General features: G+C 72.1%; 19 protein-coding genes and 1 tRNA gene. 19 read left to right on the top strand and 1 reads right to left on the bottom strand.

What is annotated here, in order from left to right:
* Window positions 1–6: 6 nt before the first annotated feature.
* The 18 genes from OG470_RS36445 (at window position 7) to OG470_RS36360 (ending at window position 24,268) form a co-directional block, all read left to right on the top strand.
* Entirely contained in the window at window positions 7–1,032 is a 1,026-nt protein-coding gene (locus OG470_RS36445; protein WP_328419245.1) for a YihY/virulence factor BrkB family protein, read from the top strand.
* 258 nt (window positions 1,033–1,290) lie between these two features.
* A complete protein-coding gene (locus OG470_RS36440; RefSeq protein ID WP_328419243.1) occupies window positions 1,291–2,469 on the top strand; it encodes an ROK family protein in 1,179 nt (392 codons plus the stop codon).
* Between the two features lie 175 nt (window positions 2,470–2,644).
* On the top strand, window positions 2,645–4,156 hold the full coding sequence (locus OG470_RS36435) for a sugar ABC transporter ATP-binding protein (RefSeq protein ID WP_328426834.1): 1,512 nt from the start codon (window positions 2,645–2,647) through the stop codon (window positions 4,154–4,156).
* The gene (locus OG470_RS36430; protein ID WP_328419241.1) at window positions 4,153–5,271 is read left to right on the top strand and encodes an ABC transporter permease; all 1,119 of its coding nucleotides are present in this window, start codon (window positions 4,153–4,155) and stop codon (window positions 5,269–5,271) included. The genes OG470_RS36435 and OG470_RS36430 overlap by 4 nt, the downstream gene beginning before the upstream one ends.
* A 95-nt stretch (window positions 5,272–5,366) precedes the next feature.
* Window positions 5,367–6,419, top strand: coding sequence for a substrate-binding domain-containing protein (locus OG470_RS36425; protein WP_328419239.1), 1,053 nt, complete (start codon window positions 5,367–5,369; stop codon window positions 6,417–6,419).
* Window positions 6,420–6,472: 53 nt separating this feature from the next.
* Complete coding sequence (locus tag OG470_RS36420; protein WP_442931237.1) at window positions 6,473–7,666, top strand: Gfo/Idh/MocA family protein; 1,194 nt, start codon at window positions 6,473–6,475, stop codon at window positions 7,664–7,666.
* Window positions 7,667–8,290: 624 nt separating this feature from the next.
* Window positions 8,291–9,457 (top strand): inositol-3-phosphate synthase, encoded by a 1,167-nt coding sequence (locus tag OG470_RS36415; protein ID WP_328419235.1) that lies wholly within the window; start codon window positions 8,291–8,293, stop codon window positions 9,455–9,457.
* Entirely contained in the window at window positions 9,441–10,373 is a 933-nt protein-coding gene (locus OG470_RS36410; RefSeq protein ID WP_328419233.1) for an SCO3242 family prenyltransferase, read from the top strand. Before OG470_RS36415 ends, OG470_RS36410 begins: the two co-directional genes overlap by 17 nt.
* Complete coding sequence (locus OG470_RS36405; protein ID WP_328419231.1) at window positions 10,370–11,344, top strand: sugar phosphate isomerase/epimerase family protein; 975 nt, start codon at window positions 10,370–10,372, stop codon at window positions 11,342–11,344. The genes OG470_RS36410 and OG470_RS36405 overlap by 4 nt, the downstream gene beginning before the upstream one ends.
* Window positions 11,345–11,401: 57 nt before the next feature.
* The gene (locus OG470_RS36400) at window positions 11,402–12,040 is read left to right on the top strand and encodes an EboA domain-containing protein (RefSeq protein WP_328419229.1); all 639 of its coding nucleotides are present in this window, start codon (window positions 11,402–11,404) and stop codon (window positions 12,038–12,040) included.
* Window positions 12,040–12,897 carry a TatD family hydrolase gene (locus OG470_RS36395; protein ID WP_328419228.1) on the top strand — a complete coding sequence of 286 codons (858 nt, stop codon included), beginning with the start codon at window positions 12,040–12,042 and terminating at the stop codon, window positions 12,895–12,897. The genes OG470_RS36400 and OG470_RS36395 overlap by 1 nt, the downstream gene beginning before the upstream one ends.
* Complete coding sequence (gene eboE / locus OG470_RS36390; protein ID WP_328419226.1) at window positions 12,897–14,102, top strand: metabolite traffic protein EboE; 1,206 nt, start codon at window positions 12,897–12,899, stop codon at window positions 14,100–14,102. The genes OG470_RS36395 and eboE overlap by 1 nt, the downstream gene beginning before the upstream one ends.
* Window positions 14,099–15,523: an alkaline phosphatase family protein gene (locus OG470_RS36385; protein WP_328419224.1), complete on the top strand. Its 1,425-nt coding sequence runs from the start codon at window positions 14,099–14,101 to the stop codon at window positions 15,521–15,523. The genes eboE and OG470_RS36385 overlap by 4 nt, the downstream gene beginning before the upstream one ends.
* The gene (locus OG470_RS36380; protein WP_328419222.1) at window positions 15,520–16,587 is read left to right on the top strand and encodes a polyprenyl synthetase family protein; all 1,068 of its coding nucleotides are present in this window, start codon (window positions 15,520–15,522) and stop codon (window positions 16,585–16,587) included. The genes OG470_RS36385 and OG470_RS36380 overlap by 4 nt, the downstream gene beginning before the upstream one ends.
* Before the next feature lie 287 nt (window positions 16,588–16,874).
* Window positions 16,875–19,748, top strand: coding sequence for a PQQ-dependent sugar dehydrogenase (locus OG470_RS36375; protein WP_328419220.1), 2,874 nt, complete (start codon window positions 16,875–16,877; stop codon window positions 19,746–19,748).
* A gap of 75 nt (window positions 19,749–19,823) precedes the next feature.
* Window positions 19,824–21,941, top strand: a complete 2,118-nt coding sequence (locus OG470_RS36370; protein ID WP_328419218.1) for a ThuA domain-containing protein — start codon at window positions 19,824–19,826, stop codon at window positions 21,939–21,941.
* A 487-nt stretch (window positions 21,942–22,428) separates the two neighbouring features.
* The gene (locus OG470_RS36365) at window positions 22,429–22,932 is read left to right on the top strand and encodes a sensor histidine kinase (RefSeq protein WP_328419216.1); all 504 of its coding nucleotides are present in this window, start codon (window positions 22,429–22,431) and stop codon (window positions 22,930–22,932) included.
* A 328-nt stretch (window positions 22,933–23,260) separates the two neighbouring features.
* On the top strand, window positions 23,261–24,268 hold the full coding sequence (locus tag OG470_RS36360) for a sugar phosphate isomerase/epimerase family protein (protein WP_328419214.1): 1,008 nt from the start codon (window positions 23,261–23,263) through the stop codon (window positions 24,266–24,268).
* A gap of 85 nt (window positions 24,269–24,353) precedes the next feature.
* Here OG470_RS36360 and OG470_RS36355 read toward each other — a convergent pair whose 3' ends face one another.
* Window positions 24,354–24,776 (bottom strand): hypothetical protein, encoded by a 423-nt coding sequence (locus OG470_RS36355; RefSeq protein WP_328419212.1) that lies wholly within the window; start codon window positions 24,774–24,776, stop codon window positions 24,354–24,356.
* Between the two features lie 293 nt (window positions 24,777–25,069).
* Here OG470_RS36355 and OG470_RS36350 point away from each other — a divergent pair.
* Window positions 25,070–25,142: transfer RNA gene (locus tag OG470_RS36350), tRNA-Asn, on the top strand.
* The last annotated feature ends 189 nt before the right edge of the window (window positions 25,143–25,331 follow it).

Genomic DNA, 25,331 nt, shown 5'->3' with positions numbered 1-25,331 from the left:
GGGGCAATGGCCTCCGACGAGTCATCCGCCGACCGCGGGCGTGAGCGTGACTCCGCCAGCGCGCCGGTCGGTCCCGACGCCGGGCCGGACAGCCCCACCGACCTGCCCGGCAGCGGCTGGAAGGCGGCTCTGCGCCGGACGGTCACAGAGTTCCAGGACGACAGCCTGACCGACTGGGCCGCGGCGCTGACCTACTACGGGGTGTTGTCCATCTTCCCCGGGGTGCTGGTGCTGATCTCCCTGCTCGGCCTGCTCGGCGACGGCGCCACCGAGGGCGTCAAGGACACCGTCAACCAGGCGGTGCCGGAGGGGAACATCCAGCAGATCATCACGGACGCGATCAACCAGGCCCAGCAGAACGGCGGGCTGGCCAGCATCGCGGCGATCATCGGTCTGCTGGCCGCGTTCTGGTCCGCCTCCGGGTACATCGCCGCGTTCATGCGCGCCTCCAACACCATCTATGACGTGCCGGAGGGGCGACCGATCTGGAAGACGCTGCCGATCCGGGTCGGCGTCACGGCGGTGATCGGCGTGCTGCTGCTGGCCTGTGCGGTGATCGTGGTCTTCACCGGCCGCCTCGCAGAACTGGTCGGGAACGCGGTCGGGTTGGGCGAGACGGCGGTCACGGTCTGGAACATCGCGAAGTGGCCGGTGCTGCTGATCCTGGTCAGCCTGATGTTCGCGATCCTCTACTGGGCTTCGCCGAACGCGCGGCACGGCGGGTTCCGCTGGGTCAGCCCGGGTGGCGTGCTGGCCGTGGTGATCTGGCTGGTGATCTCCGGCCTGTTCGCCTTCTATGTGAGCAACTTCGGCTCGTACAACAAGACGTACGGGGCGCTGGCCGGGGTGATCATCTTCTTGGTCTGGCTCTGGCTGAGCAACATCGCGATCCTGTTGGGCGCCGAGTTCGACGCAGAGCTGGAGCGCGGCCGGGCCATCTCGGCCGGCCACCCGGTCGACGACGAGCCGTACGTCGAGTTGCGCGACGACCGCAAGCTCAGGAAGAAGCGGAACGCCGCCGGCCGCCGCTGACCGACGGTCCGACCGCCCCGCCACCGGAGAACGGCTGGCGGGGCGGTCTCGTGTCCTGCGGCGGTACAGCCGGAGAGCGGATGCGGGCGGCAGGTGATCCTTTTCTTGATCAACTAGTAGCTTTTGTTCTTTCGGACAAAAGTTGGGATCAGAATGGTTGAAGCTCTGGACACGCGGTACGGAACGCTCCTACTGTGTCGGACACAACACATCGGCATTGCGCCGATGTGAACGAGTCCGATGAAGAGGTGAGTCCCGGTGCGGACCGTCGACCCCCTGCACGTCCGGCTGTTGCGGTTACTCCGCGACGAGGGGGCCGTGTCCCGGGCAGAGCTGGGTGACCGGCTCCAGATGCCACGCCCGCGCCTGTTGGCCGAGCTGGACCGACTGGTCGCTCTGGGTTACGTCGCCGAGGCCGGGCTCGCCGCGTCCCGGGGCGGGCGCCGCTCCACTCTGGTCGAGCTGAACCCGAAGCTGCGGTTCGCGGCCGTCGACCTGGGCGCCAGCTCGATGGACGTCGAGGTGGTCAACGGCCGACTCGAACCGGTGGCCCACTACGCCGAACCGGCCGACATCCGCAACGGACCGAAGGTGACCCTGCAACGGGTCAACGAGCTGCTGCACAAGGCCCGGGTCGACGGCGCGTACGAGCGGCTGGACGCGGTGGGCATCGGGGTGCCCGGCCCGGTCAGCTTCCGCGACGGCGTCCCGGTCTCGCCGCCGATCATGCCCGGCTGGGACCGGTTCCCGGTGCGCGAGCTGCTCAGCCGGGAGCACGGCTGCCCCGCGGTCGTCGACAACGACGTCAACATCATGGCGATCGGCGAGCGCCACGGCGGGGTCGCCCACTCGGTGGACGACTTCCTCTTCGTGAAGATCGGCACCGGAATAGGGTGCGGCATCTACCTCACCGGCGAGGTCTACCGGGGCACCGACGGCTGCGCCGGGGACATCGGCCACATCCAGGTCGACTCGCACGGTCCGATGTGTTCCTGCGGCAACGTCGGCTGCCTGGAGGCACTGTTCAGCGGTGCCGCACTGGCCAAGGACGCCATCGCCGCCGCCCGCAGCGGGGTGTCGCCGGCGCTGGCCGAGCGGATGGCCCTGCGCGGTGTGGTCACCGCGCTGGACGTCGCCGAGGGCGCCGTCGAGGGGGACGTGACCTGCATCCAGCTGATCCGCGACGGCGGACGGCGGGTCGGCGGGGTGCTCGCCGGCCTGGTCAGCTTCACCAACCCGTCGATGATCGTGATCGGCGGCGGGCTCGCCCAGCTCGGGCACATCCTGCTCGCCGAGATCCGCAGCGTCGTCTACCGCCGGTCGCTGCCGCTGGCCACCGGCAACCTGCCCGTCGTGCTGTCCGAGCTTGGTGGCCGTGCCGGCGTCGCCGGCGCGGCCGTGCTCGCCAGTGACGTCGCCTTCGGCGAGGCGTCGTGAACCCGCAGTCGCAGACCGGGACGACGCCCGCGAGCCCGCAATCGCCAACCGAACAACCGTCGTGAGCGAGGAGGAGACCGTGGCCCAGCCCGAAGAGAACGTCGCCACCGGTCCGGCGGACGCCGCCGCCGAGGCGCCGCTGGTCGAAGCCCCCGCCGACACCGTCGCTGGCGAGGTGGTCCTGCGCCTCACCGACCTGGTCAAGACCTTCCCCGGGGTACGCGCCCTCGACGGCGTGCAGCTGGAGGTGCGCGCCGGCGAGGTGCACTGCCTGCTCGGGCAGAACGGCGCCGGCAAGTCCACCCTGATCAAGGTGCTGGCCGGGGTGCACCACCCGGATTCCGGCCAGGTCGAGTGGCGGGGCGAGCCGGTCAATTTCGCCAACCCGCAGGCCGCCATGCGCGCCGGCATCGCCACCATCTATCAGGAACTGGACCTGGTCGACGACCTGTCGGTGGGGGAGAACGCCTTCCTCGGCCACGAGCCGCGCCGGCTGGGCTTCGTCCGCCGTGGGCACATGGCCCGGCGGACCCGGCAGATCCTCGGCCGGCTCGGCCACGCCGAGATCCCACCGGGCCGGATGGTCCGGGCGCTGCCGGCGGCCGGCAAGCAGATCGTCAGCATGGCCCGCGCGCTGTCGCACGAGGCACGACTGATCATCATGGACGAGCCGAGCGCCGTGCTGGCCCACGACGAGGTGGGCAACCTGTTCCGGATCATCCGGGAGCTGACCGCCCAGGGAATCGCCGTCATCTACATCTCCCACCGGCTGGAGGAGATCCGCGAGATCGGCGACCGGGTCACCGTCCTCAAGGACGGCCGGACCACCGCGGCGAACCTGCCGGCTCGGGACACCCCCACCCGCGACCTGGTCAGCCGGATGACCGGCCGGAGTATCGAGTACGTCTTCCCCGAGCGCCCGGCGGACGACCCGGCCGGGGTGGAGTTGCTCCAGGTCGACGGGCTGACCCGGCCGGGCGAGTTCGCCGACGTGTCACTCAGCGTCCGGGCCGGCGAGATCGTGGGCATCGCCGGGCTGGTCGGCTCCGGCCGCTCCGAGCTGCTGGAGACCATCTACGGCGCGCGGCGGGCCGAGGCCGGCACGGTCCGGATGGCCGGCAAGGCGTTGCGGGCCGGCAGCGTGGGCGCGGCGGTCCGGGCTGGGATGGGCATGGCGCCGGAGGAGCGGAAGAGCCAGGCGCTGCTGCTCGGCGAGCCGATCTACCGCAACGTCACGCTGGCCACCTTCGGCCGGTACGCCCGGCTCGGCTTCACCAACGCCGGCGCGGAGCAGGCCGAGGCGGACCGGATCGCCGAGAGCCTGGAGCTGCGACCGCGTGACGTCCGCCGGCCGGTACGCACCCTCTCCGGCGGCAACCAGCAGAAGGTGGTGGTCGGGCGCTGGCTGCTCGGCGACACCAAACTGCTGCTGCTGGACGAGCCGACCCGGGGCGTGGACATCGGCGCCCGGGCCGAGCTGTACCAGGTCATCCGCGGGCTGGCCGCTCGCGGTGTCGGGGTGCTGCTGGTCTCCAGTGAGGTGCCCGAGGTGCTCGGCCTGGCCGACCGGGTGCTGGTGATGCGGGAGGGGCGGGTCATCCGCGAGGCCCCCGCCGGCGAACTCGACGAGAACACCGTGCTCGACCTCGTGATGGCGGGGTCCCTGATGGAAGGCGCACCGGCATGAGCGACGCGACTCCCACTCCCACCGCGACACCGGAGCGCCCGCACGTGCCGGCGCAGTCCCCAGCCGAGACGGCGGCGGCCGGCGACCGGGCGGCCTCGACCGGAAACCGGCTCTCCTGGTGGCGGGGCGACGGCGGCGACGGCGCCAAGCGCAACCTCGGTCTGATCGGGGTGCTGGCCGCGCTCATCGTGGTGGGGGCGATCACCAAGCCTGATCTCTACGACGACCCCACCTGGGTCTGGAACAACATCCTGGCCATCCTGCAACTGGCCTCCGTCGTCGGCGTGGTCACTGTGGGCATGACGTTCGTGATCATCGGTGGGGGGATCGACCTCTCGGTCGGTGCGATCGTCGCGTTGGCCGGGGTCTGGTGCACCACGGTGGCCACCCAGAGCTACGGCGCCGGCGGCATGATCTTCGCCGCGATCGTGGTCGGCATCTGCGTGGGTCTGGTCAACGGCGTGCTCATCTCGTACGGGCGGCTGGTGCCGTTCATCGCGACGCTGGCGATGCTGGTGGCCGCCCGCGGGCTCGCCGCGTCGATCTCCAACAAGCAGACCCAGGTGTCGAGCAGCACCTTCATCAACGACATCGCGGCCCGCAAGGTGCTCGGGATCCCGATCCTCGTCTACATCCTCGGCGCGGTCGTCCTGGCCGGGTGGATCCTGCTCAACCGGACGACCTTCGGTCGGCGGACCATCGCCGTCGGTGGCAACCCGGAGGCCGCGCGGCTGGCCGGCATCAACGTCCGCCGGCACACCATGCTGCTCTACGCGCTGTCCGGCCTCTGCTGCGGCATCGCCGCCATCATGCTCACCTCCCAGGCCACCTCGGCCCAGGCGGCGATGGCCAACCTCTACGAGCTGGACGCGATCGCCGCCGCGATCATCGGCGGAACACTGCTCAGCGGTGGCCGGGGCACGATCGTCGGCTCGCTGCTCGGCGTCATCATCTTCGCCACGATCACCAACCTCTTCGCCATCAACGGCCTCTCCATCGAGGCGCAGAACATGGTCAAGGGCGGCATTATCGTCGCCGCCGTCTTGGTCCAGCAGTTCCAGTTCAAGTCCTTCACTCGGCTCCTCGCGCGGAACAGGGTCACCACCGCAACCTGACGCACCGCACCGTTGTCCCTGGCGACGTCGAGATATTCGACAGTGGCCGGACCTCGCACACCCTCACCACTCAAACCCGCTCCCAGGAGGTCGTCATGACCCAGCACAGTCGCGACCTGTCGCGCCGTCGGTTGCTGTTCGGCGGGGCCGCCGTCGGCGCCGCCACCCTGCTCACAGCATGCACAAGCAACGACACCCCGGCCGCCAGCACCCAGACCAAGGCCGCCGGAGACGGCGCCGGCAACAACGCCCCGGGCAAGAAGGTCGTCATCGGGTTCTCCGCCCCCGCGGCCGACCACGGCTGGATGGGCGCGATCCACGCCAACGCCAAGGCCCAGGCTGCCGCGTACTCCGATGTGGAGCTGAAGGAGGTCGACGGTGGGACGACCTCCGAGGCCCAGCGCTCCACGCTCGGCACGCTGATCGCCCAGAAGCCGGACATCATCGTCGTGCTGCCGCACGACGGCAAGGAGGTCAACGCCGTTGCCCTCCAGGCGATGCAGGCGGGCATCCCGATCGTCAACCTCGACCGGGTCTTCCCCGACGCGCTGGCCTCGCGGCTGGTCATCAAGGGTGACAACTACGGAATGGGCGTCTCGGCCGGCCACTTCATCGGCAGGCAGCTCAAGGACAAGGGCGTCACCAACCCGGTCATCGGCGAGATCGCCGGTCTGGAGATCCCGCTGACCGTCGAGCGCAGCGCCGGCTTCACGGCGGCCCTGGCGACGTACGGGTTCAAGGTGTCCAACCGCCGTTCGGCCGAGTTCACCTCCGACAGCGGCCAGCGCGAGGCGGCCCAGCTGCTCCAGGCGCTGCCCAAGATCGATGCCATCTGGAACCACGACGACGACCAGGGCATCGGCGTGCTCGCCGCCATCAACCAGGCTGGCCGCAAGGAGTTCTTCATGGTCGGCGGCGCCGGCTCGAAGCTCGCGATCGACGCGATCAAGGCCGACAACAGCGTGCTCAAGGCCACGGTCACCTACAACCCGTCGATGGCCTCCTCGGCGATCTCGCTCGCCCGGCTCGTCGCCCAGGGCCGGGGCCTCGGGGACCTCACGGAGCTGCAGGTGCCCAAGGAAGTGACCCTCGCCTCCGAGACGATCACCAAGGAGAACGCGGGCAGCTACGAGAAGCTCGGGTTCTGACACACGGGGGGAGACCCACCTTGTCCACGACAGACAAAGAACTGCGGGTCGGCATGGTCGGCTACGCGTTCATGGGCGCCGCGCACTCACAGGCGTGGCGCACCGTGAACCGCGTGTACGACCTGCCGGCGCGGGCCCGAATGGCGCTGATCTGCGGCCGGGACACCGCGAAGGTGGCCGACGCCGCCGACCGGCTCGGCTGGGACGCGTACACGACGGACTGGCGTGACCTGATCAACCGGGACGACATCGACGTGGTCGACATCTGCACACCGGGCGACAGCCACGCCGAGATCGCCCTCGCCGCGTTGGCCGCCGGCAAGCACGTGCTGTGCGAGAAGCCGTTGGCCAACACGGTGGCCGAGGCGCGGGCGATGACCGCTGCGGCGGAGACCGCCCGGGCCGCCGGGGTGCGGTCGATGTGCGGGTTCAACTACCGCCGGGTTCCCGCGGTCACGATGATGCGCCAGTTGGTCGCCGACGGACGACTCGGGGTGATCCGGCACGTCCGGGCGACGTACCTGCAGGACTGGATCGTGGACCCGCAGTTCCCGCTGGTCTGGCGGTTGCAGAAGGACAGGGCGGGCTCCGGCGCGCTGGGTGACATCGGTGCGCACATCATCGACCTGACCCAGTTCGTCACCGGCCAGCGGATCACCGGCGTCAGCGCGGTCACCGAGACCTTCGTCAAGGAACGACCGTTGCCGGCCGGGTCGAGCGGCTTGGCGGCCACGGTGGACGGCGGCGGTCCGGTCGACGGCACCGGCGCGGCCACCGGGCCGGTCACCGTCGACGACGCCGCGGTCTTCGTGGCCCGGCTGGACGGTGGCGCCCTGGCCACGTACGAGGCGACCCGGTTCGCCACCGGCCGCAAGAACGGCCTGCGAGTCGAGATCAACGGCTCGCTCGGCAGCGTGGTCTTCGACCTGGAACGCCTCAACGAGCTGGAGTTCTACGACGCCTCCCGGCCCAGCGTGGAACAGGGTTTCAGCCGCATCCTGGTGACCGAGGGCGAGCACCCGTACATGTCGGCGTGGTGGCCACCCGGCCACATCATCGGCTACGAGCACTCCTTCACCCACCAGATGCGCGACTTCATCGAGGCGATCGCCACCGGGGTCGACCCGGCTCCGTCGTTCGCCGACGGGTTGCAGGTCCAGCTCGTGCTGGACGCGGTGACCCGTTCGGCGGAGATCGGCTCCTCCTGGACCGAGGTGGAACCGGCGCTGGCCGTGGCGGCCGTCTGACCCATGTTCATCCGCGATGGCGGTGCTCGCGCCGCCATCGCCCGACCGGCTTTCCGGAGCCGACCGGCGAGGGACCGGCCGCGGTTTGCGCCCCGCGGTCGGGACGAGGTCGGCACCGGAGGGCGTGCAGCCGGGCCGTACGGCCCGGTGGCGCACGAGCAGGACGGTCGTCCGGTGCGACCGGACCGGGATTCCCCGGCCGCACCGGAGGACCGCCACCACCCCCAGCGATCCGGAGGACCCCATGGAACCGCCCGCCGCTGCCTCCACCCGTACCGCTTCCGTCCGCCGACGTTCGGCGTGCCGCACTCCGGTTGGTGGTCCGTTGGGCACGGCGGCCTGAGACGTCCGGCCGGGGCGGGCCAACGCCCCGGTCGGCCGGATGCGGGGGAGGCAGGGTCGAGACGCCGACCGACCCTGCCTACCAACCCCGTCTGCCCGCCTCCGTACCGGGAACCGGTCCGGTGTCGTCGCCGCCGACGCCGACGTCGGAACCCGGTGCCGTCCCGGTGCGGGGCGCGGGCGGACGGGGCCCATCCACCCAGGCCGTATCTTTCCGAAGAATATTCTGATATTCCTATATTTAACTGCACCGACGGTTCCTCCTGAACGGGAAGGAGCACCATGCGAACGGGTGTCTGGCTGGTAGGAGCGCGCGGTTCCGTCGCGACCACCAGCATCGTCGGAGGGCTCGCGTTGCGGGCCGGCCTGGCCGGGCCGACCGGCTGCGTCACCGAGCTGCCGGAGCTGCGCGGCCCCGCCCTGCCGTCCTTCGCCGATCTGGTCTTCGGCGGTCACGACCTGGCCACCACTCCGCTGTGCAAGCGGGCCGAGGCGTTGGCCGACACCGGTGTCATCCCCGGGCGGCTGGTCGCCGCGCTCCCCGACGAGTTGGCAGCCGTCGAGCAGGAGCTGCGTCCGGCACCGGCCGGCGCCACCCAGGCCGACCGGGCCGCCGCCGTGGTCCGCGATCTCACCGCCTTCCGCGAGCGGCACGGGCTGGACCGGGTGGTGGTGGTCAACGTCTCCGCCACCGAACCGGCCCCCCGACCGCACCCCGGGCACGCCGACCCGGACGCGCTGCGCGCCGCTCTCACCGGCCCGGACGAGGTGCTGCCTCCCAGCTCCCTGTACGGGTACGCGGCGCTGCTGGCCGGCTGCCCGTACGTCGACTTCACCCCGTCCACCGGGCTGCGGCTGCCGGCGCTGACCGCGCTGGCCGAACAGGCCCGACTGCCGTACGCCGGGCACGATGGCAAGACCGGCGAGACCCTGGTCAAGTCGGTGCTCGCGCCGATGTTCGCGATGCGCAACCTGGCCGTGCGGTCCTGGTCCGGGGTCAACCTGCTTGGCGGCGGTGACGGCGCCACCCTCGCCGACCCGGCCGCCAACGCGGCCAAGGTGCAGAGCAAGCAGCGGGTGCTCGGCGAGACGCTGGGCTACGTGCCGCAGGGCGGCACCCGGATCGAGTACGTCGAGGAGCTGGGCGACTTCAAGACCGCCTGGGATCTGATCACCTTCGCCGGTTTCCTCGGCACCGGGATGCGGATGGAGTTCACCTGGCACGGCTGCGACTCCGCGCTGGCCGCGCCCCTGGTGCTCGACCTGGCCCGGCTCACCGCCGCCGCGCACGCCGCCGGTCACGTCGGGCCGCTGGCCGAGCTGGGCTTCTTCTTCAAGGACCCGCTCGGCATGCCCACCCACTCGCTGGCCGAGCAGTGGGCCCGGCTGGTCGACTTCACCGAGCGGCTGCACGCCGGCCGGGACGGTGCCCATGACCACGTTGGCTGACCTCGCCGAGCTGGTCCGGGCGCCGGCCGCGCTCTCGGTGCCCGGGGACGTGGTCGCCGGCGCCGCGGCGGCCGGCGCGCTGAGCCGGCGTACCCCCGCCCTGGCCGGTGCCTCGGTGTTGCTCTACTGGGCCGGCATGGCCGCCAACGACTGGGCCGACCGGCGGCTGGACGCCGTCGAGCGGCCCGAGCGGCCCATCCCCAGCGGTCGGGTCGCCCCGGTCGCCGCGGTCGGGCTCGCCGCCGGCCTCACGGCCGCCGGGGTGGGCCTGGCCGCCGCCGTGGGCGGTCGCCGCGCCGCCGCGCTCGCCGTGCCGCTGGCGGCCACCATCTGGGGGTACGACCTGCTGGCCAAGAACACCGCCGCCGGGCCGGCTGTGATGGCCGCCTGTCGCGGGTTGGACGTGCTGCTCGGCGCGTCCGGCGGTCGGCTGACCCGGGCGCTGCCAGCGGCGGTGACCGTCGCCGCGCACACCTGGACGGTCACCGCACTGTCCCGCCGGGAGGTCACCGGCGCCGACGCCGCCCTGCCGCTGCGCACGCTGGCCGGCACGGCCCTGGTCGCCGCCAGCGCCGCGGTCGCGGCACCCGGCGCCGCGGCCCGGCGCGCCGAGCCGACCCCGACCGACGGCCCGTCCGCTGCTGATGACCGCCCTGCCTTGCCGGTCCGGTTCGCCGCCGCGCTCCCCGCGGTGCTCGCCGGCTGGTACGCCGCCCGCTATGGCGCGGCCCAGGCCCAGGTGGTCCGCGACCCGTCGGCCGGCCGGGTACGCGCCGCGGTCGGCGCCGGGATCACCGGACTGCCCGCCCTGCAGGGAGCGCTCACCGCGCGCGGAGGCGCTGGCCTGCTCGGGCTGGCCGTCGCGGCCGCGGCGCCGCTGGGCCGGCGGCTGGCCCGGAAGGTCTCCCCGACATGACCGCCCCGCAGCCCCGCCCCGGGCCACCGGCCGACGCCTCGACGCTGCGCCTCGGCTACGGGACCAACGGCTTCGCCAACCACCGGCTCGACGACGCGCTGGCCGTCATCGCCGACCTCGGGTACGTCGGGGTGGCGCTGACCCTGGACCACGACCACCTCGACCCGTTCGCGCCCGGCCTCACCCGCCGGACGGCCGCCGTCAGCCGGCGGCTGAGCGCGCTGGGCCTCGCGGTGGTGATCGAGACCGGAGCCCGCTACCTGCTCGACCCGTGGCACAAGCACGCCCCGACGCTGCTGCACGACGACCCGACCCGGCGGATCGAGTTCCTGCGCCGAGCCGTCCGGATCGGCGCCGACCTCGGCGCGGAGGCGGTCTCCTTCTGGGCTGGCGTCCGCCCCGATCCGGTGCCGGCACAGACCGCCTGGGACCGGCTGGTGTCCGGCTGCGCCGCCGTCGTCGACGCCGCCGACGCCGCCGACGTCACCCTCGGTTTCGAACCGGAGCCGGGGATGCTGGTCGAGGACATCGCCGGCTGGCGTCGGCTGCGCGCGGCGCTGGGCGCCCCGGCCCGCTTCGGCATCACCCTCGACATCGGGCACTGCCGCTGCCTGGAGCCGTGGCCTGTGCCGCAGTGCGTCGCCGAGGTGGCCGGGCACCTGGTCAACGTGCAGATCGACGACATGCGCCGGGGGGTGCACGAGCACCTGGAGTTCGGCACCGGCGAGATCGACTTCCCGCCGGTGCTGGCGGCCCTGGCCCAGGCCGGTTACCGCGGGCTGGTCGCCGTCGAGCTGCCCCGGGACTCGCACGCCGCGCCCGCCGTGGCCGCCCGGTCGATCGAGTTCCTGCGCGCCGCCGCGACGGGCGGCCGCACCGAGGACGAGGTGCCCGCCGGCACCCTCCGCTCTGCGTCAGCGGACGCGGCAGCCATGGTCGCCTATCCGGGCAGTGGCCGTCGTATGGGTTGAAGCAGCACGGAGGGTGTGCGTGGGGCACCTGCGGAGCAGCACGAGGGAGGAGACGGGATGACACCGGATTCACTACGGGCCGCGCTGCGGGGCGTACCCGACCCTGACTGGCTGGACACGGCGCTGCGCCGGGTCGGGGCCGAGCCCACCGCGATCACCCGGTTGTTCCCGGCCGCCGGCCGGCGCTGCGGCCGGGCCGCGCTGCCCGACGTCCCCGGCTGGACCGCCGACGACGCGGCCCGGGTGCTGCTGCTCACCGCCCTGCCCGCCGAGCACGGCGAGTACGCCGACACCCTCTACCGGAACGGCGACGCCGCCGAACGGCGGGCCGTGCTGCGCGCCCTGCCGCTGCTGCCGATCGGCGCCGCCGGGGTGCCGCTGCTGCACGACGCGATCCGGACCAACGACACCCGGCTGGTCGCCGCCGCGCTCGGCCCGTACGCGCGGCACCTCGATCCGGCGGCCTGGCGGCAGGCGGTGCTCAAGTGCGTGTTCTCCGGCGTGCCGCTGGCCGTGGTGGCCGATCTCGACACCCGCGCCGACGGGGAGTTGGCCGCGATGCTGGCCGCGCTGGCCGCCGAGCGGCACGCCGCCGGCCGGGAGCTGCCCGCCGACGCCACCGCCCTGCTCGACCGGCTCACCGCGCACAGCGGCGGGACCGGCACCGTCGACCGGCCCACCCCCACGGAGGCGTGATGCGCATCTTCGACCCGCACATCCACATGACCTCACGCACCACGGACGACTACGAACGGATGGCCGCCGCCGGGGTCCGGGCCGTGGTGGAGCCGTCGTTCTGGCTGGGCCAGCCGCGCACCAGCGCCGCCTCGTTCGCCGACTACTTCGACTCGCTGATCGGTTGGGAGCCGTTCCGGGCCGGGCAGTTCGGGGTACGGCACCACGCCACGGTGGCGCTGAACCCCAAGGAGGCCAACGACCCGCGCTGCCGGCCGGTGCTCGACCTGCTGCCCCGCTACCTGGACAAGGACGCGGTGGTCGCGGTCGGCGAGATCGGGTACGACTCGATGACCCCGGAGGAGGACGAGGCGTTCGCCGCGCAGCTCGCGCTGGCCGTGGCGCACGACCTGCCGGCGCTGGTGCACACCCCGCACCGGGACAAGGCGCGGGGCGTCGAGCGCACCCTCGCCGTGGTCAACGAGTCCGGCATCGAGCCGGGCCGGGTGGTGGTCGACCACCTCAACGAGGTGACCGTCAAGCTGGTCCGGGACACCGGCTGCTGGCTGGGCTTCTCCATCTATCCGGACACCAAGATGTCCCCGCCCCGCATGGTGGAGTTGCTGCGGGAGTACGGGACCGAGCGGATGCTGGTCAACTCGGCCGCCGACTGGGGGCGCTCCGACCCGCTGCTGACCCGGGCCACCGGCGAGGCGATGCTGCTGGCCGGGTTCACCGACGACGACGTCGACCGGGTGCTGTGGCGCAACCCGGTGGAGTTCTACGGGCAGTCCGGCCGGCTCGACCTGAGCGACCTGGACTCCGCCGCCGCCGTGGACCCGCAGACCGGCAACTCGATCCTGCGCGGTGGTAGCTGATGCGGCTGCGGCATGCCGGCGGCGAGACCGTCCACCTCGGCTACTGCACCAACGTGCACCCCGCCGAGGAGTTCGCCGGCATCCTCGCTCAACTGGACACCTACGCCGTGCCGGTACGCGCGGCGCTCGGCTCCGACCTGCTCGGCCTCGGCCTGTGGCTGGCCGCACCGGTCGCCGCCGAGCTGGCCGCCGACCCGGCGCTGCGCCGCCGGCTGCGCGCCGAGCTGGATGCGCGCGGGCTGGAGGTGGTGACCCTCAACGGCTTCCCGTACGCGGCCTTCCAGGCGCCGGTGGTCAAGCACGACGTCTACCGCCCCGACTGGACCACCGAGCAGCGGTTGACGTACACCCTGGATCTGGCCCGGGTGCTCGCCGACCTGCTACCCGACGACGCCGCCCGGGGCTCGATCTCCACCCTGCCGCTGGCCTGGCGGCAGCCCTGGGGCGCCGACCAGGCCGATGCCGCCCGACGTCGGCTGGACCAGCTCGCCGCCGGCCTGGCCGCGGTGCAGCGGGACACCGGCCGGCAGGTGCGGGTCGGCTTCGAGCCGGAGCCTGGCTGTGTGGTGGAGAGCACCGGCCAGGCCGCCACGCTACTGTCCGGTATGGACACTGAGCGGTTGGGCATCTGCCTCGACCTCGCCCACCTGGCCTGTGCGTGGGAGGAGCCCGGCGCGGCGCTGGACCGGCTGCGGACGGCCGGCCTGCCGGTGGTCAAGGTCCAGGTCTCCGCCGCCGTCGAGGCGGCCGACCCGGCCGGCGGCGCCGACGCGCTGCGCCGCTGGGTGGAGCCGCGCTTCCTGCACCAGACCCGGAGCGCCGGCTGCGCGGGCGGGGTCGACCCGGCCGACCCGGCGTACGCGGCCGACGACCTGGACGCGGCGCTCGACGCGGCGCTGCCCGGCCCGTGGCGGGTGCACTACCACGTGCCCCTGCACGCCCCACCCGAGGAGCCGGTCGGCTCCACCCTGCCGGTGCTGCGCGCCGCGCTGGCCGCGCTCTACGCCGGGCCGGCGGCCGGCTGTGACCACCTCGACGTGGAGACGTACACCTGGGGGGTGCTGCCGGCCGCACGGCGGCCGGGCACCGACGCGGAGCTGGCCGCCGGCATCGCCGCCGAGCTGGCCTTCGCTCGCGCCGAGCTGGTCGGCCTGGGCCTGACCCCGGAGCTGACCACGACGCCCTGCGCGGCGGTGCCGCGATGAGCCGGCGACTGGTGGTGCTCGATGTGGTCGGGCTGACCCCGCGACTGCTGGCGCACATGCCTCGGCTGCGGGGGGTCGCCGACGGCGGCTTCCGGGCCGAGCTGGGCACCGTGCTGCCCGCGGTGACCTGCTCGGTGCAGTCCACCTTCCTCACCGGCGAGCCGCCGAGCGGGCACGGGATCGTCGGCAACGGGTGGTATTTCCGGGAGCTGGGTGAGGTGCTGCTGTGGCGGCAGCACAACGCGCTGGTCGGCGGGGAGAAGCTCTGGCAGGCGGCCCGTCGGGCCGAGCCCGGCTACACCGTCGCCAACGTCTGCTGGTGGTACGCCATGGGCGCGGACGTCGACTGGACGGTCACCCCGCGACCGGTCTACTACGCCGACGGCCGCAAGGAGCCGGACTGCTACACCGACCCGCCGGAGCTGCACGACGCGCTCACCGGGCGGCTGGGCACCTTCCCGCTGTTCACCTACTGGGGGCCGACGGCCGGGCTGCCCTCGTCACGGTGGATCTGCCAGGCGGCTGAACAGATCCTGGCCGACGTGTCGCCCGACCTGACCCTGGTCTACGTCCCGCACCTGGACTACGACCTGCAACGGTACGGCCCGTCCTCGGCCCAGGCCGCGGCCGCGGCGGCCGAGTTGGACACGGTGCTCGGGCCGCTGCTGGACGCCGCCCGGGCCCGCGACGCCACGGTGGTGGTGCTCTCGGAGTACGGCATCACCGACGTGTCCCGGCCGGTGGACGTCAACCGGCTGCTGCGCGCCGAGGGGCTGCTGCGGGTGCACACCCAGGCCGGCATGGAGTACCTCGACCCGTGGACGTCCCGGGCGTTCGCGGTCGCCGACCACCAGGTCGCGCACGTCTACGTCCGGGACCCGGCCGACGTGCCGGCGGTGGCGAAGCTCTGCGCCGGGCTGCCCGGCGTGGCCGAGGTGCTCGACGCCGAGGGCAAGGCCGCGCACGGGCTGGATCATCCACGCGCCGGGGAGCTGGTGCTGGTGGCCGAGCCGGACGCGTGGTTCACCTACTACTACTGGCTGGACGACGCCCGCGCACCGGACTTCGCCCGGCTGGTGGAGATCCATCGGAAGCCGGGTTACGACCCGGCCGAGCTGTTCTTCGATCCGGCCGCGCCAGGTGCGGCCAAGCGTCGCGCCGGGGTGGCGCTGGCCCGCAAGAAGCTGGGCATGCGCTACCTGATGAGCGCGGTCGGCCTGGACGCCGGGGCGCGGGCGGTACGCGGCTCGCACGGGCGACTGCCGACCGACCCGGCGGACGCTCCGGTGCTGCTCTGCTCCGACCCGACCGCCGCCCGGGAGCGGATCGCCGCCACCGAGGTCAAGGCACTGCTGCTGGAGCTGGCCGGGCTGACCTCCGGGGGCGGCGCGGAGGCGGGCCGGCCGGGGGAGGGGTCATGACGGTCACCGTCGCGCCCACCGACGCCAGCGGGCTGCGGGCTCGCTTCGACGCGGAGTTGGCCGGTTTCCTCGACCGGCAGGGCCCGGACTGGCCGGACGGCGCGCCGCGCGGCGTGTTCACCGCGCTGTACCGGTTCGTGCTGGCCGGCGGCAAGCGGCTGCGACCGCTCTTCTGCTACTGGGGCTGGCGCGGTGCCGGGGCGGCCGACGGCACCCCGATCGTCGTGGCCGCGGCGGCACTGGAGCTGTTCCACGCGTTCGCGCTGATCCACGACGACATCCTGGACGGCAGCGACCGCCGCCGGGGTGAGCCGTCCGTGCACCGGCTCTTCGCCGACCTGCACGCCCGCTCGTCGTGGCGTGGCGACCCCGAGGCGTACGGACGCAACACCGCGCTGCTCTGCGGGGATCTCTGCGCGGCCTGGTCGGACCAGATGTTCCACGAGTGCGGCCTGAGCACCGAGCAGGTGCACCGGGGGTACGGGATGTTCGCGCTGATGCGTACCGAGGTGATCGCGGGGGAGTACCTGGACCTGGTCTCCGGGGTGGGCGACGGCTCGGTGGCCAGCGCGCTGACCGTGATCCGGATGAAGGCGGCCCGGTACACGGTGACCCGGCCGTTGCAGATCGGCGCGGCCCTGGCCGGCGCGGGGCCGGAGCTGATCGCCGCGCTGGGCGAGTTCGGTGACCCGCTGGGTGACGCGTTTCAACTCCGCGACGACGTGCTGGGCGTCTTCGGTGACCCGGCGGTCACCGGCAAGTCCGTCCTGGACGACCTGCGCGAGGGCAAGCCGACGGTGATGATGGCACTGGCCCGTAGCGCCGCCGACCGGCCGCAGACCGCCAGGCTGCGGGAGCTGTTCGGCAATCCAGCGCTGGACGCTGACGGCGCGGCGGAGCTGCGCGGGATCATCGAGGCGACCGGCGCCCGGGAACGGATCGAGCAGATGATCCGGGTCCGTACCGAGGCCGCGCTGGTCGCGCTGGAGACCGCGACGGTGGCCGACGAGGCCCGCGCCGCGCTGGTCGCGCTGGCCGCACAGGCGATCGACCGCCGCGCCTGATTCGCCGGCGTTCGTCGGCCTCGCCCCCCGGACATCGTCCGCCGTCTTTGGGGAACGGCGCTGCCTGGTGACTTTCAGCCGAATCGACGAAAGTTCACGCCGGTTCGCCGGAAGGTATAGACACATCGACACTCGTAACTTAGTGTCGTGGCCAACACGACAATGTTTCGTCGAGGTGAACCGGCGGCGCGGTAACCCATCGACCCCACCCCACCACCGCTACGGCATCCGGCGCGACGGCGCGCGCCCGGCCTGGCAGTCATTCGTCAGGAAGGGACAGCACAACGATGTCCATGAAGGATGCTCCCACCCACCGATCCCGACGATGGTTCTCCGCCGGATCGGCCCTGCTGCTGGTGGCCGCGGCCGGCACGGTCGCACTCGGCGCCGGCCCGGCCGCGCTCGGCGGCCCCACCCCCACCCAGGCGCACCCGATCAACGCCACCGACTTCCAGCAGGTCGAGCTCGCCCGCGGCGTGGCCGAGATGGGCGAACCGATGTCGCTGGCCGTGCTGCCGGACCGCTCGGTCCTGCACACCGCCCGCAACGGCACACTGCGCCGCACCGACGCCAACGGCACCACCGCCGTGATCGGCACCCTGCCGGTCTACAACCACGACGAGGAGGGGCTGCAGGGCGTCGGGGTCGACCCGAACTTCGCCAGCAACCGGCAGATCTTCCTCTACTACGCCCCGCCGCTCGCCACGCCCGCCGGCGACGCGCCGGCCACCGGCACCGACTTCTCGGCCTGGCAGGGCGTCAACCGGCTCTCCCGGTTCACCCTCAACGCCGACTTCACGATCAACCAGGCCAGCAAGGTCGACGTGCTCGACGTGCCGGCCGATCGCGGGATGTGCTGCCACGTCGGCGGGGACATCGACTTCGACGCCGCCGGCAACCTCTACCTCTCCACCGGCGACGACAGCAACCCGTTCGACTCGGCCGGCTACTCCCCGATCGACGAGCGGACCAACCGCAACCCGGCGTACGACGCGCAGCGCAGCGCCGGCAACACCAACGACCTGCGCGGCAAGATCCTGCGGATCAAGGTGAACGCCAACGGCACGTACTCCATCCCGGCGGGCAACCTGTTCGCGCCCGGCACGGCCAGGACCCGGTCGGAGATCTACGCGATGGGCTTCCGCAACCCGTTCCGGATCAGCGTGGACAAGGCCACCGGCGTCGTCTACGTCGGTGACTACGGGCCGGACGCCGGCACCACCAGCGCCACCCGCGGGCCGTCCGGCCAGGTGGAGTTCAACCGGGTCGACGCGGCGGGCAACTACGGCTGGCCGTACTGCACCGGCACCAACACCAGCACCGAGACGTACAACGAGTGGGACTTCGCGGCCAACACCGGCGGGGCGAAGTACAACTGCACCGGCGGGCCGACCAACAACTCGTTCCGCAACACCGGGCTGGGCACCCTGCCGGCGGCCAAGCCGGCCTGGATCCGGTACGCCGGCGACGCCGGCACCCCGCCAGAGTTCGGCGGCGGCTCCGAGTCGCCGATGGGCGGCCCGGTCTACCGGTACAACGCCTCGTCGACCTCGACGACGAAGTTCCCGCAGTCGTTCGACGGGCAGTTCTTCGCCAGCGAGTTCGGCCGCGGCTGGATCAAGCCGATCCACGTCAACGCCGACGGCTCCCGCGGCACCATCGACGCCTTCCCCTGGGTCGGCAAGCAGGTGATGGACTCGGCGTTCGGCCCGGACGGGGCGTACTACGTGCTCGACTACGGCACCGGCTACTTCAACGGTGACGCCAACTCCGCGCTCTACCGCTTCGATTACGTCGGGGGCGGCAACCGGGCGCCCAACGCCACGGCCAGCGCGAACAGGACCTCCGGTGCCGCACCGCTGGCGGTGACGTTCTCCTCGGCCGGCTCGTCCGACCCCGAGGGCGGCGCGCTGACGTACTCGTGGAACTTCGGTGACGGCACCACCTCCACGGCGGCCAACCCGTCGAAGACGTACACCACCAACGGCACCTACACCGCGACGCTGACCGTGCGGGACCCGCAGGGCGCCACCGGCAGCGCCAGCGTGGTGATCAACGTCGGCAACACCGCGCCCACGGTGACCATCAACAGCCCCGGCAACGGGCAACTGTTCAGCTTCGGCGACACGGTGCCGTTCAGCATCACGGTCACCGACCCGGAGGACGGCACGATCGACTGCACGAAGGTCAAGATGACCTACGTGCTCGGGCACGACCAGCACGGGCACCAGATCACCTCCAAGACCGGCTGCTCCGGCACGATCACCATCCCGGTCGACGGTGAGCACGACGACGCGGCGAACATCTTCGCCATCTTCGACGCCGAGTACACCGACGCCGGCGGGCTGACCACGCACACCCAGCACACGCTGCCGCCGCGGCACCGGCAGGCCGAGTTCTTCGGCACCTCGTCCGGCATCAACGTGTTCAGCAAGACCCCGGCCGAGGGCGGCAAGACCGTCGGCGACATCAACAACGGCGACTGGATCGCGTTCCAGCCGTACCGGCTTGGCAACGTGACCTCGTTCAGCGCCCGGGTCTCCTCGGCGGGTGCCGGCGGCACACTCCAGGTCCGGGCCGGCTCGGCCACCGGCACGGTGCTCGGCTCGGCCACCGTCCCGGTCACCGGGGGCTGGGAAACCTTCACCACGGTGACGGGGGCGATCACCAACCCGCCGACCGGCACCACCACGCTCTACCTGACGTTCGCCGGGTCGGGCACCGGCGCGCTCTATGACGTGGACGCGTTCACCTTCACCACCGGGGCACCGCCCGCCGGCGGGGCCGGTCCGATCAAGGGCCTGGCCGGCAAGTGCCTGGACGTGCGCTCCGGCGCCACCGCCGACGGCACCCAGATCCAGATCTACACCTGCAACGGCAGTACGGCGCAGACCTGGACGGTCACGCCGAACTCGACGATCAAGGCATTGGGCAAGTGCCTCGACGTCTCGGGCGGCGGTTCGGCCGACGGCACCAAGATCCAGCTCTGGACCTGCAACGGGACCGGTGCGCAGAACTGGGCCGCGCAGGCCGACGGCACGGTGCGCAACACGCAGTCCGGCAAGTGCCTCGACGTCTCCGGAAACAACTCGGCGGACAGCACCGCCGTGCACCTCTGGACCTGCACCGCCGCCGCGAACCAGAAGTGGACCCTGCCCTGAGTTGACAGGAGGGGCCCCTTGTCAACGCCTAGTGTGGTGCAAGGGACCCCTCCTAACCGTTCTTAGGAGAGCGACATGCGCAGACTCCTGCGACCCGTCCTCGGCGCGGCCACCGTCGTCCTCGCCGTCATCGCCTGTACCACCCCGGCCGCCCCGGCCAGCGCCGCCGACGCCCCCTACGACGTGCTGGTCTTCTCCAAGACCGCCGGCTTCCGCCACGACGCGATCCCGGTCGGCATCCAGACCATCCGGGACCTGGGCGCGGCGAACAACTTCACCGTCACCGCCACTGAGGACGCCGCGGCGTTCACCACCGCCAACCTCAACCAGTACGAGGCGGTGGTCTTCCTCAACACCACCGGCGACGTGCTCAACGCCAGCCAGCAGACCGTCTTCGAGTCGTACATCGGATCGGGTCGCGGGTACGTGGGTGTGCACGCCGCCGCCGACACCGAGTACGACTGGCCGTTCTACGGCAACCTGGTCGGCGCGTGGTTCGCCTCGCACCCGGCCATCCAGCAGGCCAACGTCAAGGTGGAGGACCGGGGGCACGCGGCCACCGCGCACCTGCCGCAGACCTGGACCCGCACCGACGAGTGGTACAACTACCGGACCAACGCCCGGTCCACCGCCCACGTGCTGGCCACCCTGGACGAGTCGTCGTACTCCGGTGGCGGGATGGGCGCCGACCACCCGCACTCCTGGTGCAAGAGCTACAACGGTGGCCGGTCCTTCTACACCGGCGGCGGGCACACCCAGTCGTCGTACGCGGAGCCCGCGTTCCGGGCACACCTGCTCGGCGGCATCCGGTACGCGGCCGGTCGGAGCAAGGCCGACTGCCGGCCCGAGACCGGCTACACCCCGCTCTACAACGGCTCGACCAGCGGCTGGTCGCAGGCCGGCCCGGGCAACTTCACCAACTCCGACGCCACCCTCACCTCGGTGGGTGGCATGGGGATGCTCTGGTACAACGCCAAGCAGTTCACCAACTACTCGCTGAAGCTGGACTGGAAGCTGGCCGGCGACGACAACTCGGGCGTGTTCATCGGCTTCCCACCGTCCAGTGACCCGTGGTCGGCAGTGGACAACGGCTACGAGATCCAGATCGACGCCACCGACGCGGCCGACCGCACCACCGGGTCGGTCTACACCTTCAAGTCCGCGGACATCGCGGCCCGTGACGCGGCGCTCAACGCGGCGGGGGAGTGGAACACCTACGAGCTGCTGGTCGAGGGCGAGCGGCTGCAGATCTTCCTCAACGGCGTGAAGATCAACGATTTCACCAACACCAACCCGGTCCGTTCGCTGGCCGGCCACATCGGCATCCAGAACCACGGCACCGGCGACGACGCCTCGTTCCGCAACATCCGGATCAAGGAGTTGGGCACCACGCCACCGCCGACCGGGAACACCACCATCCAGGCCGAGGCGTTCAGCTCGGCCAACGGGGTCACCCCGTTCACCAAGGCGGGCGCCAACGGCGGCCAGACCATCGGCTACATCGACCCGGGCGACTGGTCCGCGTACAACGGTGTGAACCTGACCGGCGTCACCTCGTTCACGTCCCGGGTCGTCTCCGGCGGCGCGGGCGGCACCATCCAGGTGCGTACCGGCTCGGCCACCGGTCCGGTGCTCGGCTCGGTCGCGGTGCCGAACACCGGCAGCTGGACCACCTTCGCGAACGTCACCACCGCACTGTCCGGCGTCCCGTCCGGCGCCCAGAGCCTCTACCTCACCTTCACCGGTAGTGGCACGGGGCTCTTCGACGTGGACGACTTCACCCTGGTCAGGGGCGGCGGTGGCGGCACCCCCGGGGTCGGCCCGATCAAGGGCCTGGGCGGCAAGTGTCTGGACGTGCGTTCCGGCGGCACCGCCGACGGCACCCAGATCCAGATCTACACCTGCAACGGCAGTACGGCGCAGACCTGGACGGTGACGCCGAACTCGACGATCAAGGCGTTGGGCAAGTGCCTCGACGTGTCCGGCAGCGGCACCGCCGACGGCACCAAGATCCAGCTCTGGACCTGCAACGGCACCGGCGCGCAGAACTGGGCCGCCCAGGCCGATGGCAGCCTGCGCAACGCGTCGTCGGCCAAGTGCCTCGACGTCTCCGGAAACAACTCCGCGGACAGCACGATCGTGCACCTCTGGACCTGCAACGGCGCGGCCAACCAGAAGTGGACCCTGCCCTGATCCCTCGCTGATCCGACCCCGCTGATCCGGCCCGCCGGGCGTGCCCCGCCCGGCGGGCCGGTCACCGCCGCGAGCGCGATACCGCCGGGCGTGTCCCGCCCGGCCGGTCGGTCTCGGCCGTGAGCGCGATACCTCTGAGGCATCAATATGCCCCTGAGGTATCGCGCTCGTGCCGCTGCGGGGGTGGTCACCCGACCGGCGAGCCGCGACCGGCGAACCTGACCGGCGATCCCCGAGGGTCGGGCCGGCGGACTCCGCGCCGGGCGCGGCCACGGACTCCGCGCCGGGCGCGGCCACGGACTCCGCGCCGGGCGCGGCCACGGACTCCGCGCCGGGCGCGGCCACGGACTCCGCGCCGGGCGCGGCCACGGACTCCGCGCCGGGCGCGGCCACGGACTCCGCGCCGGGCGCGGCCACGGACTCCGCGCCGGGCGCGGCCACGGACTCCGCGGGCCGGCTCACAACCGGCTGCCGTACCTTGACCGGCATGGGGCGTTTCGCGCGGTGGCGCCGGATGGCGCGGGTGCAGGGGCACCGGCTGCGCGGAGCGCTGCGCCGGGCTGAGGAGCCCGACGAGTCAGGCGGGCCGGCACCCAGCCTGAACCGCCTCGACGCGCTGGTGGAGGGTTTCGCTGCAGGTCAGCCGGTGCGCTGGACTCTGGCCGGGCCGCCCCGGCCGCTCCCCGACGCGGTCGACGTGGCGGCGTACCGGATCATCGAGGAGGCGCTGACCAACGCGCGCCGGCACGCCCCGGGCGGGCCGGTAGCGGTCCGGCTGCGCTACGACGCCAAGGGCATCACCATCGAGGTACGCGACGACGGCGCCGGACCCGGACCGGTGGGCGGTGACACCTCCGAACCCGGCCGCGGCCTGCTCGGTATTCGCAGGCGCGCCGAGCGGATCGGCGGCACCTTCTCCGCCGGCCCGCGCCCCGGCGGCGGCTTCACCGTCCGTGCGGTCCTGCCCGCGCCCGAAGAGGTAGCGGAGTGATGAACCGGTGGCGCCGCAGCCGCCCGCCGGTCCGGCGCGGCCCGCGCTGGTCCTGACCCGGATCGACGAGCATCACCGCGACGCGGCGCGTCCGCCGGAACCCGCCCGAACTACCCCGGGCGGTGGGCTTTCGCGATGGGGGCGGCGGAAATAGGGTGGGGGCGGCGACCGTGACGGTGGCCGGTGACCCGGTGGGAGGCGCAACCCGCCGGGCCCAGGTGCGTTCCGCATCCACCGGTGTTCCGTCCCGCTGCCGCGTACCGGTCTGACCGGTCATCCTCGCCCCGGTCCGCACATGGAATCCCCATCACAACAGGGGAGAAGGACAATGGCGCGACCCATCACGCTCTTCACCGGCCAGTGGGCCGACCTGCCGTTCGAGGAGGTCTGCCGGCTCGCCTCCGAGTGGGGCTACAACGGTCTGGAGATCGCCTGCTGGGGCGACCACTTCGAGGTCGACAAGGCGCTCGCCGACGACTCGTACGTCGAGCGCAAGCGGGAGACCCTTGCCAAGCACAACCTTGAGGTCTTCGCGATCTCCAACCACCTGGTCGGTCAGGCGGTCTGCGACCACCCGATCGACGAGCGGCACCAGGACATCCTGCCCGGCCGGATCTGGGGCGACGGGGAGCCCGAGGGGGTCCGCCAGCGGGCCGCCGAGGAAATCAAGGACACCGCGCGAGCGGCGGCGAAGCTCGGGGTGAAGACGGTCGTCGGCTTCACCGGCTCGTCGATCTGGCACACCCTGGCGATGTTCCCGCCGGTGCCGCCGTCGATGATCGAGCGCGGCTACCAGGACTTCGCCGACCGGTGGAACCCGATCCTCGACGTGTTCGACGAGGTGGGGGTGCGGTTCGCGCACGAGGTGCACCCCAGCGAGATCGCGTACGACTACTGGACGACCAAGCGGGCCCTGGAGGCGATCGGCAACCGGCCCGCGTTCGGGCTGAACTGGGACCCGTCGCACTTCGTCTGGCAGGAGCTGGACCCGGTGAACTTCATCTTCGACTTCGCCGACCGGATCTACCACGTCGACTGCAAGGACGCCAAGGTGCGCACGGGGGACGGCCGGCGTGGCCGACTCGCCTCCCACCTGCCCTGGGCGGACCTGCGCCGCGGCTGGGACTTCGTCTCCACCGGGCACGGCGACGTGCCCTGGGAGGACTGCTTCCGGGCGTTGAACGCGATCGGCTACACCGGCCCGATCTCCATCGAGTGGGAAGACGCCGGGATGGACCGACTGGTCGGTGCCCCGGAGGCGTTGCAGTTCGTCCGTCGGCTCGCCTTCGACGCCCCGACGGCCGCCTTCGACGCGGCGTTCAGCAGCAAGGACTGACCGCTCCCCGGGTAGGCGGTCACCCGCACCCGGACAGACCACGGGCCGGTCGCCCTGCGGCGACCGGCCCGTTGACGTGCGGTGGTCAGAGCGTGCTGGCGTTGGTGCCCGAGCCGGACGGCTTCGTGCGGGGGGTGGTGGCCGACGGCGACCCGGAGGTCGTGCCGACCGTGCTGCTGGTGCCCGACGAGCCGGAGCCCGCCTTGGCGCCCACGGTGGCGGGCGTGCCGGCGAACGCGTCGTCGGCGGCGGTCAGCTCCTGCTTGCCGGTGCTGCCGTTGCCCGTGCCCAGCTTCTCGCCCAGCTTCGTCTGGCCGAGCTTGTCCTTGCCCTCGCTGTAGAGCCGGTTGGCCTGGGCCTGCGCGACCCCGGCCGCCTCCTGGACGGTCGGGTGGTCGAGCACCTTGCGGCCCTGGACCACGAGCTCTTCGTACTTCTCCCGGCCGGCACGAGCGCCCAGGACGAATCCCGCAGCCAGCCCGCCAAGGAACATGATCTTTCCGCGCATGGCGGCTCCTTCCGTACCTGACGCGCTGTCGCCCCAGCGAGTTGCCCCGTCGGGAGCGACGAATTCGCGCCTGCGTCCTCTGTCCGCAGCTAACTACCCATCCTGCTCTCCGCTCAAGCCTGCTTGTGCCGGGATGACGATTTACCCGAATTGTCGATGGCTCGCGACGCTGACCTGGACGCCTTGATCAGGGGTGGGCGGGGGCGGAACCCGCTGGCCCACCACCGGGGGATGTCCTGTACTCTTGTCCCGTCGCACGGCGTCGGAGAGATCCGGGGTCGGGCGGTGTTCGGTCCCCTGTAGCTCAATTGGCAGAGCAGCCGGCTGTTAACCGGCAGGTTATTGGTTCGAGTCCAATCGGGGGAGCTTCTCCACTCAGCGCCCGTCGGCAGTACGCCGACGGGCGTCTTCGTGTTCGTACTCAGCGCTCCCGCCGGCACGGCGGGTCCCTGTTCGGTCCGGTTTCGCCCTCCTGTGACGGTTTCGCCCGGCAGGATGGTCGATGTCGACCTAGAATCCCGCTGCGTCGATTGATGCGTCGATTCTTGGATGGGT

Source organism: Micromonospora sp. NBC_00389, assembly GCF_036059255.1.
Classification (GTDB): domain Bacteria; phylum Actinomycetota; class Actinomycetes; order Mycobacteriales; family Micromonosporaceae; genus Micromonospora.
Note: the sequence above shows the minus strand (reverse complement) of the source record. Positions and strands in the feature narration are given on the sequence as shown.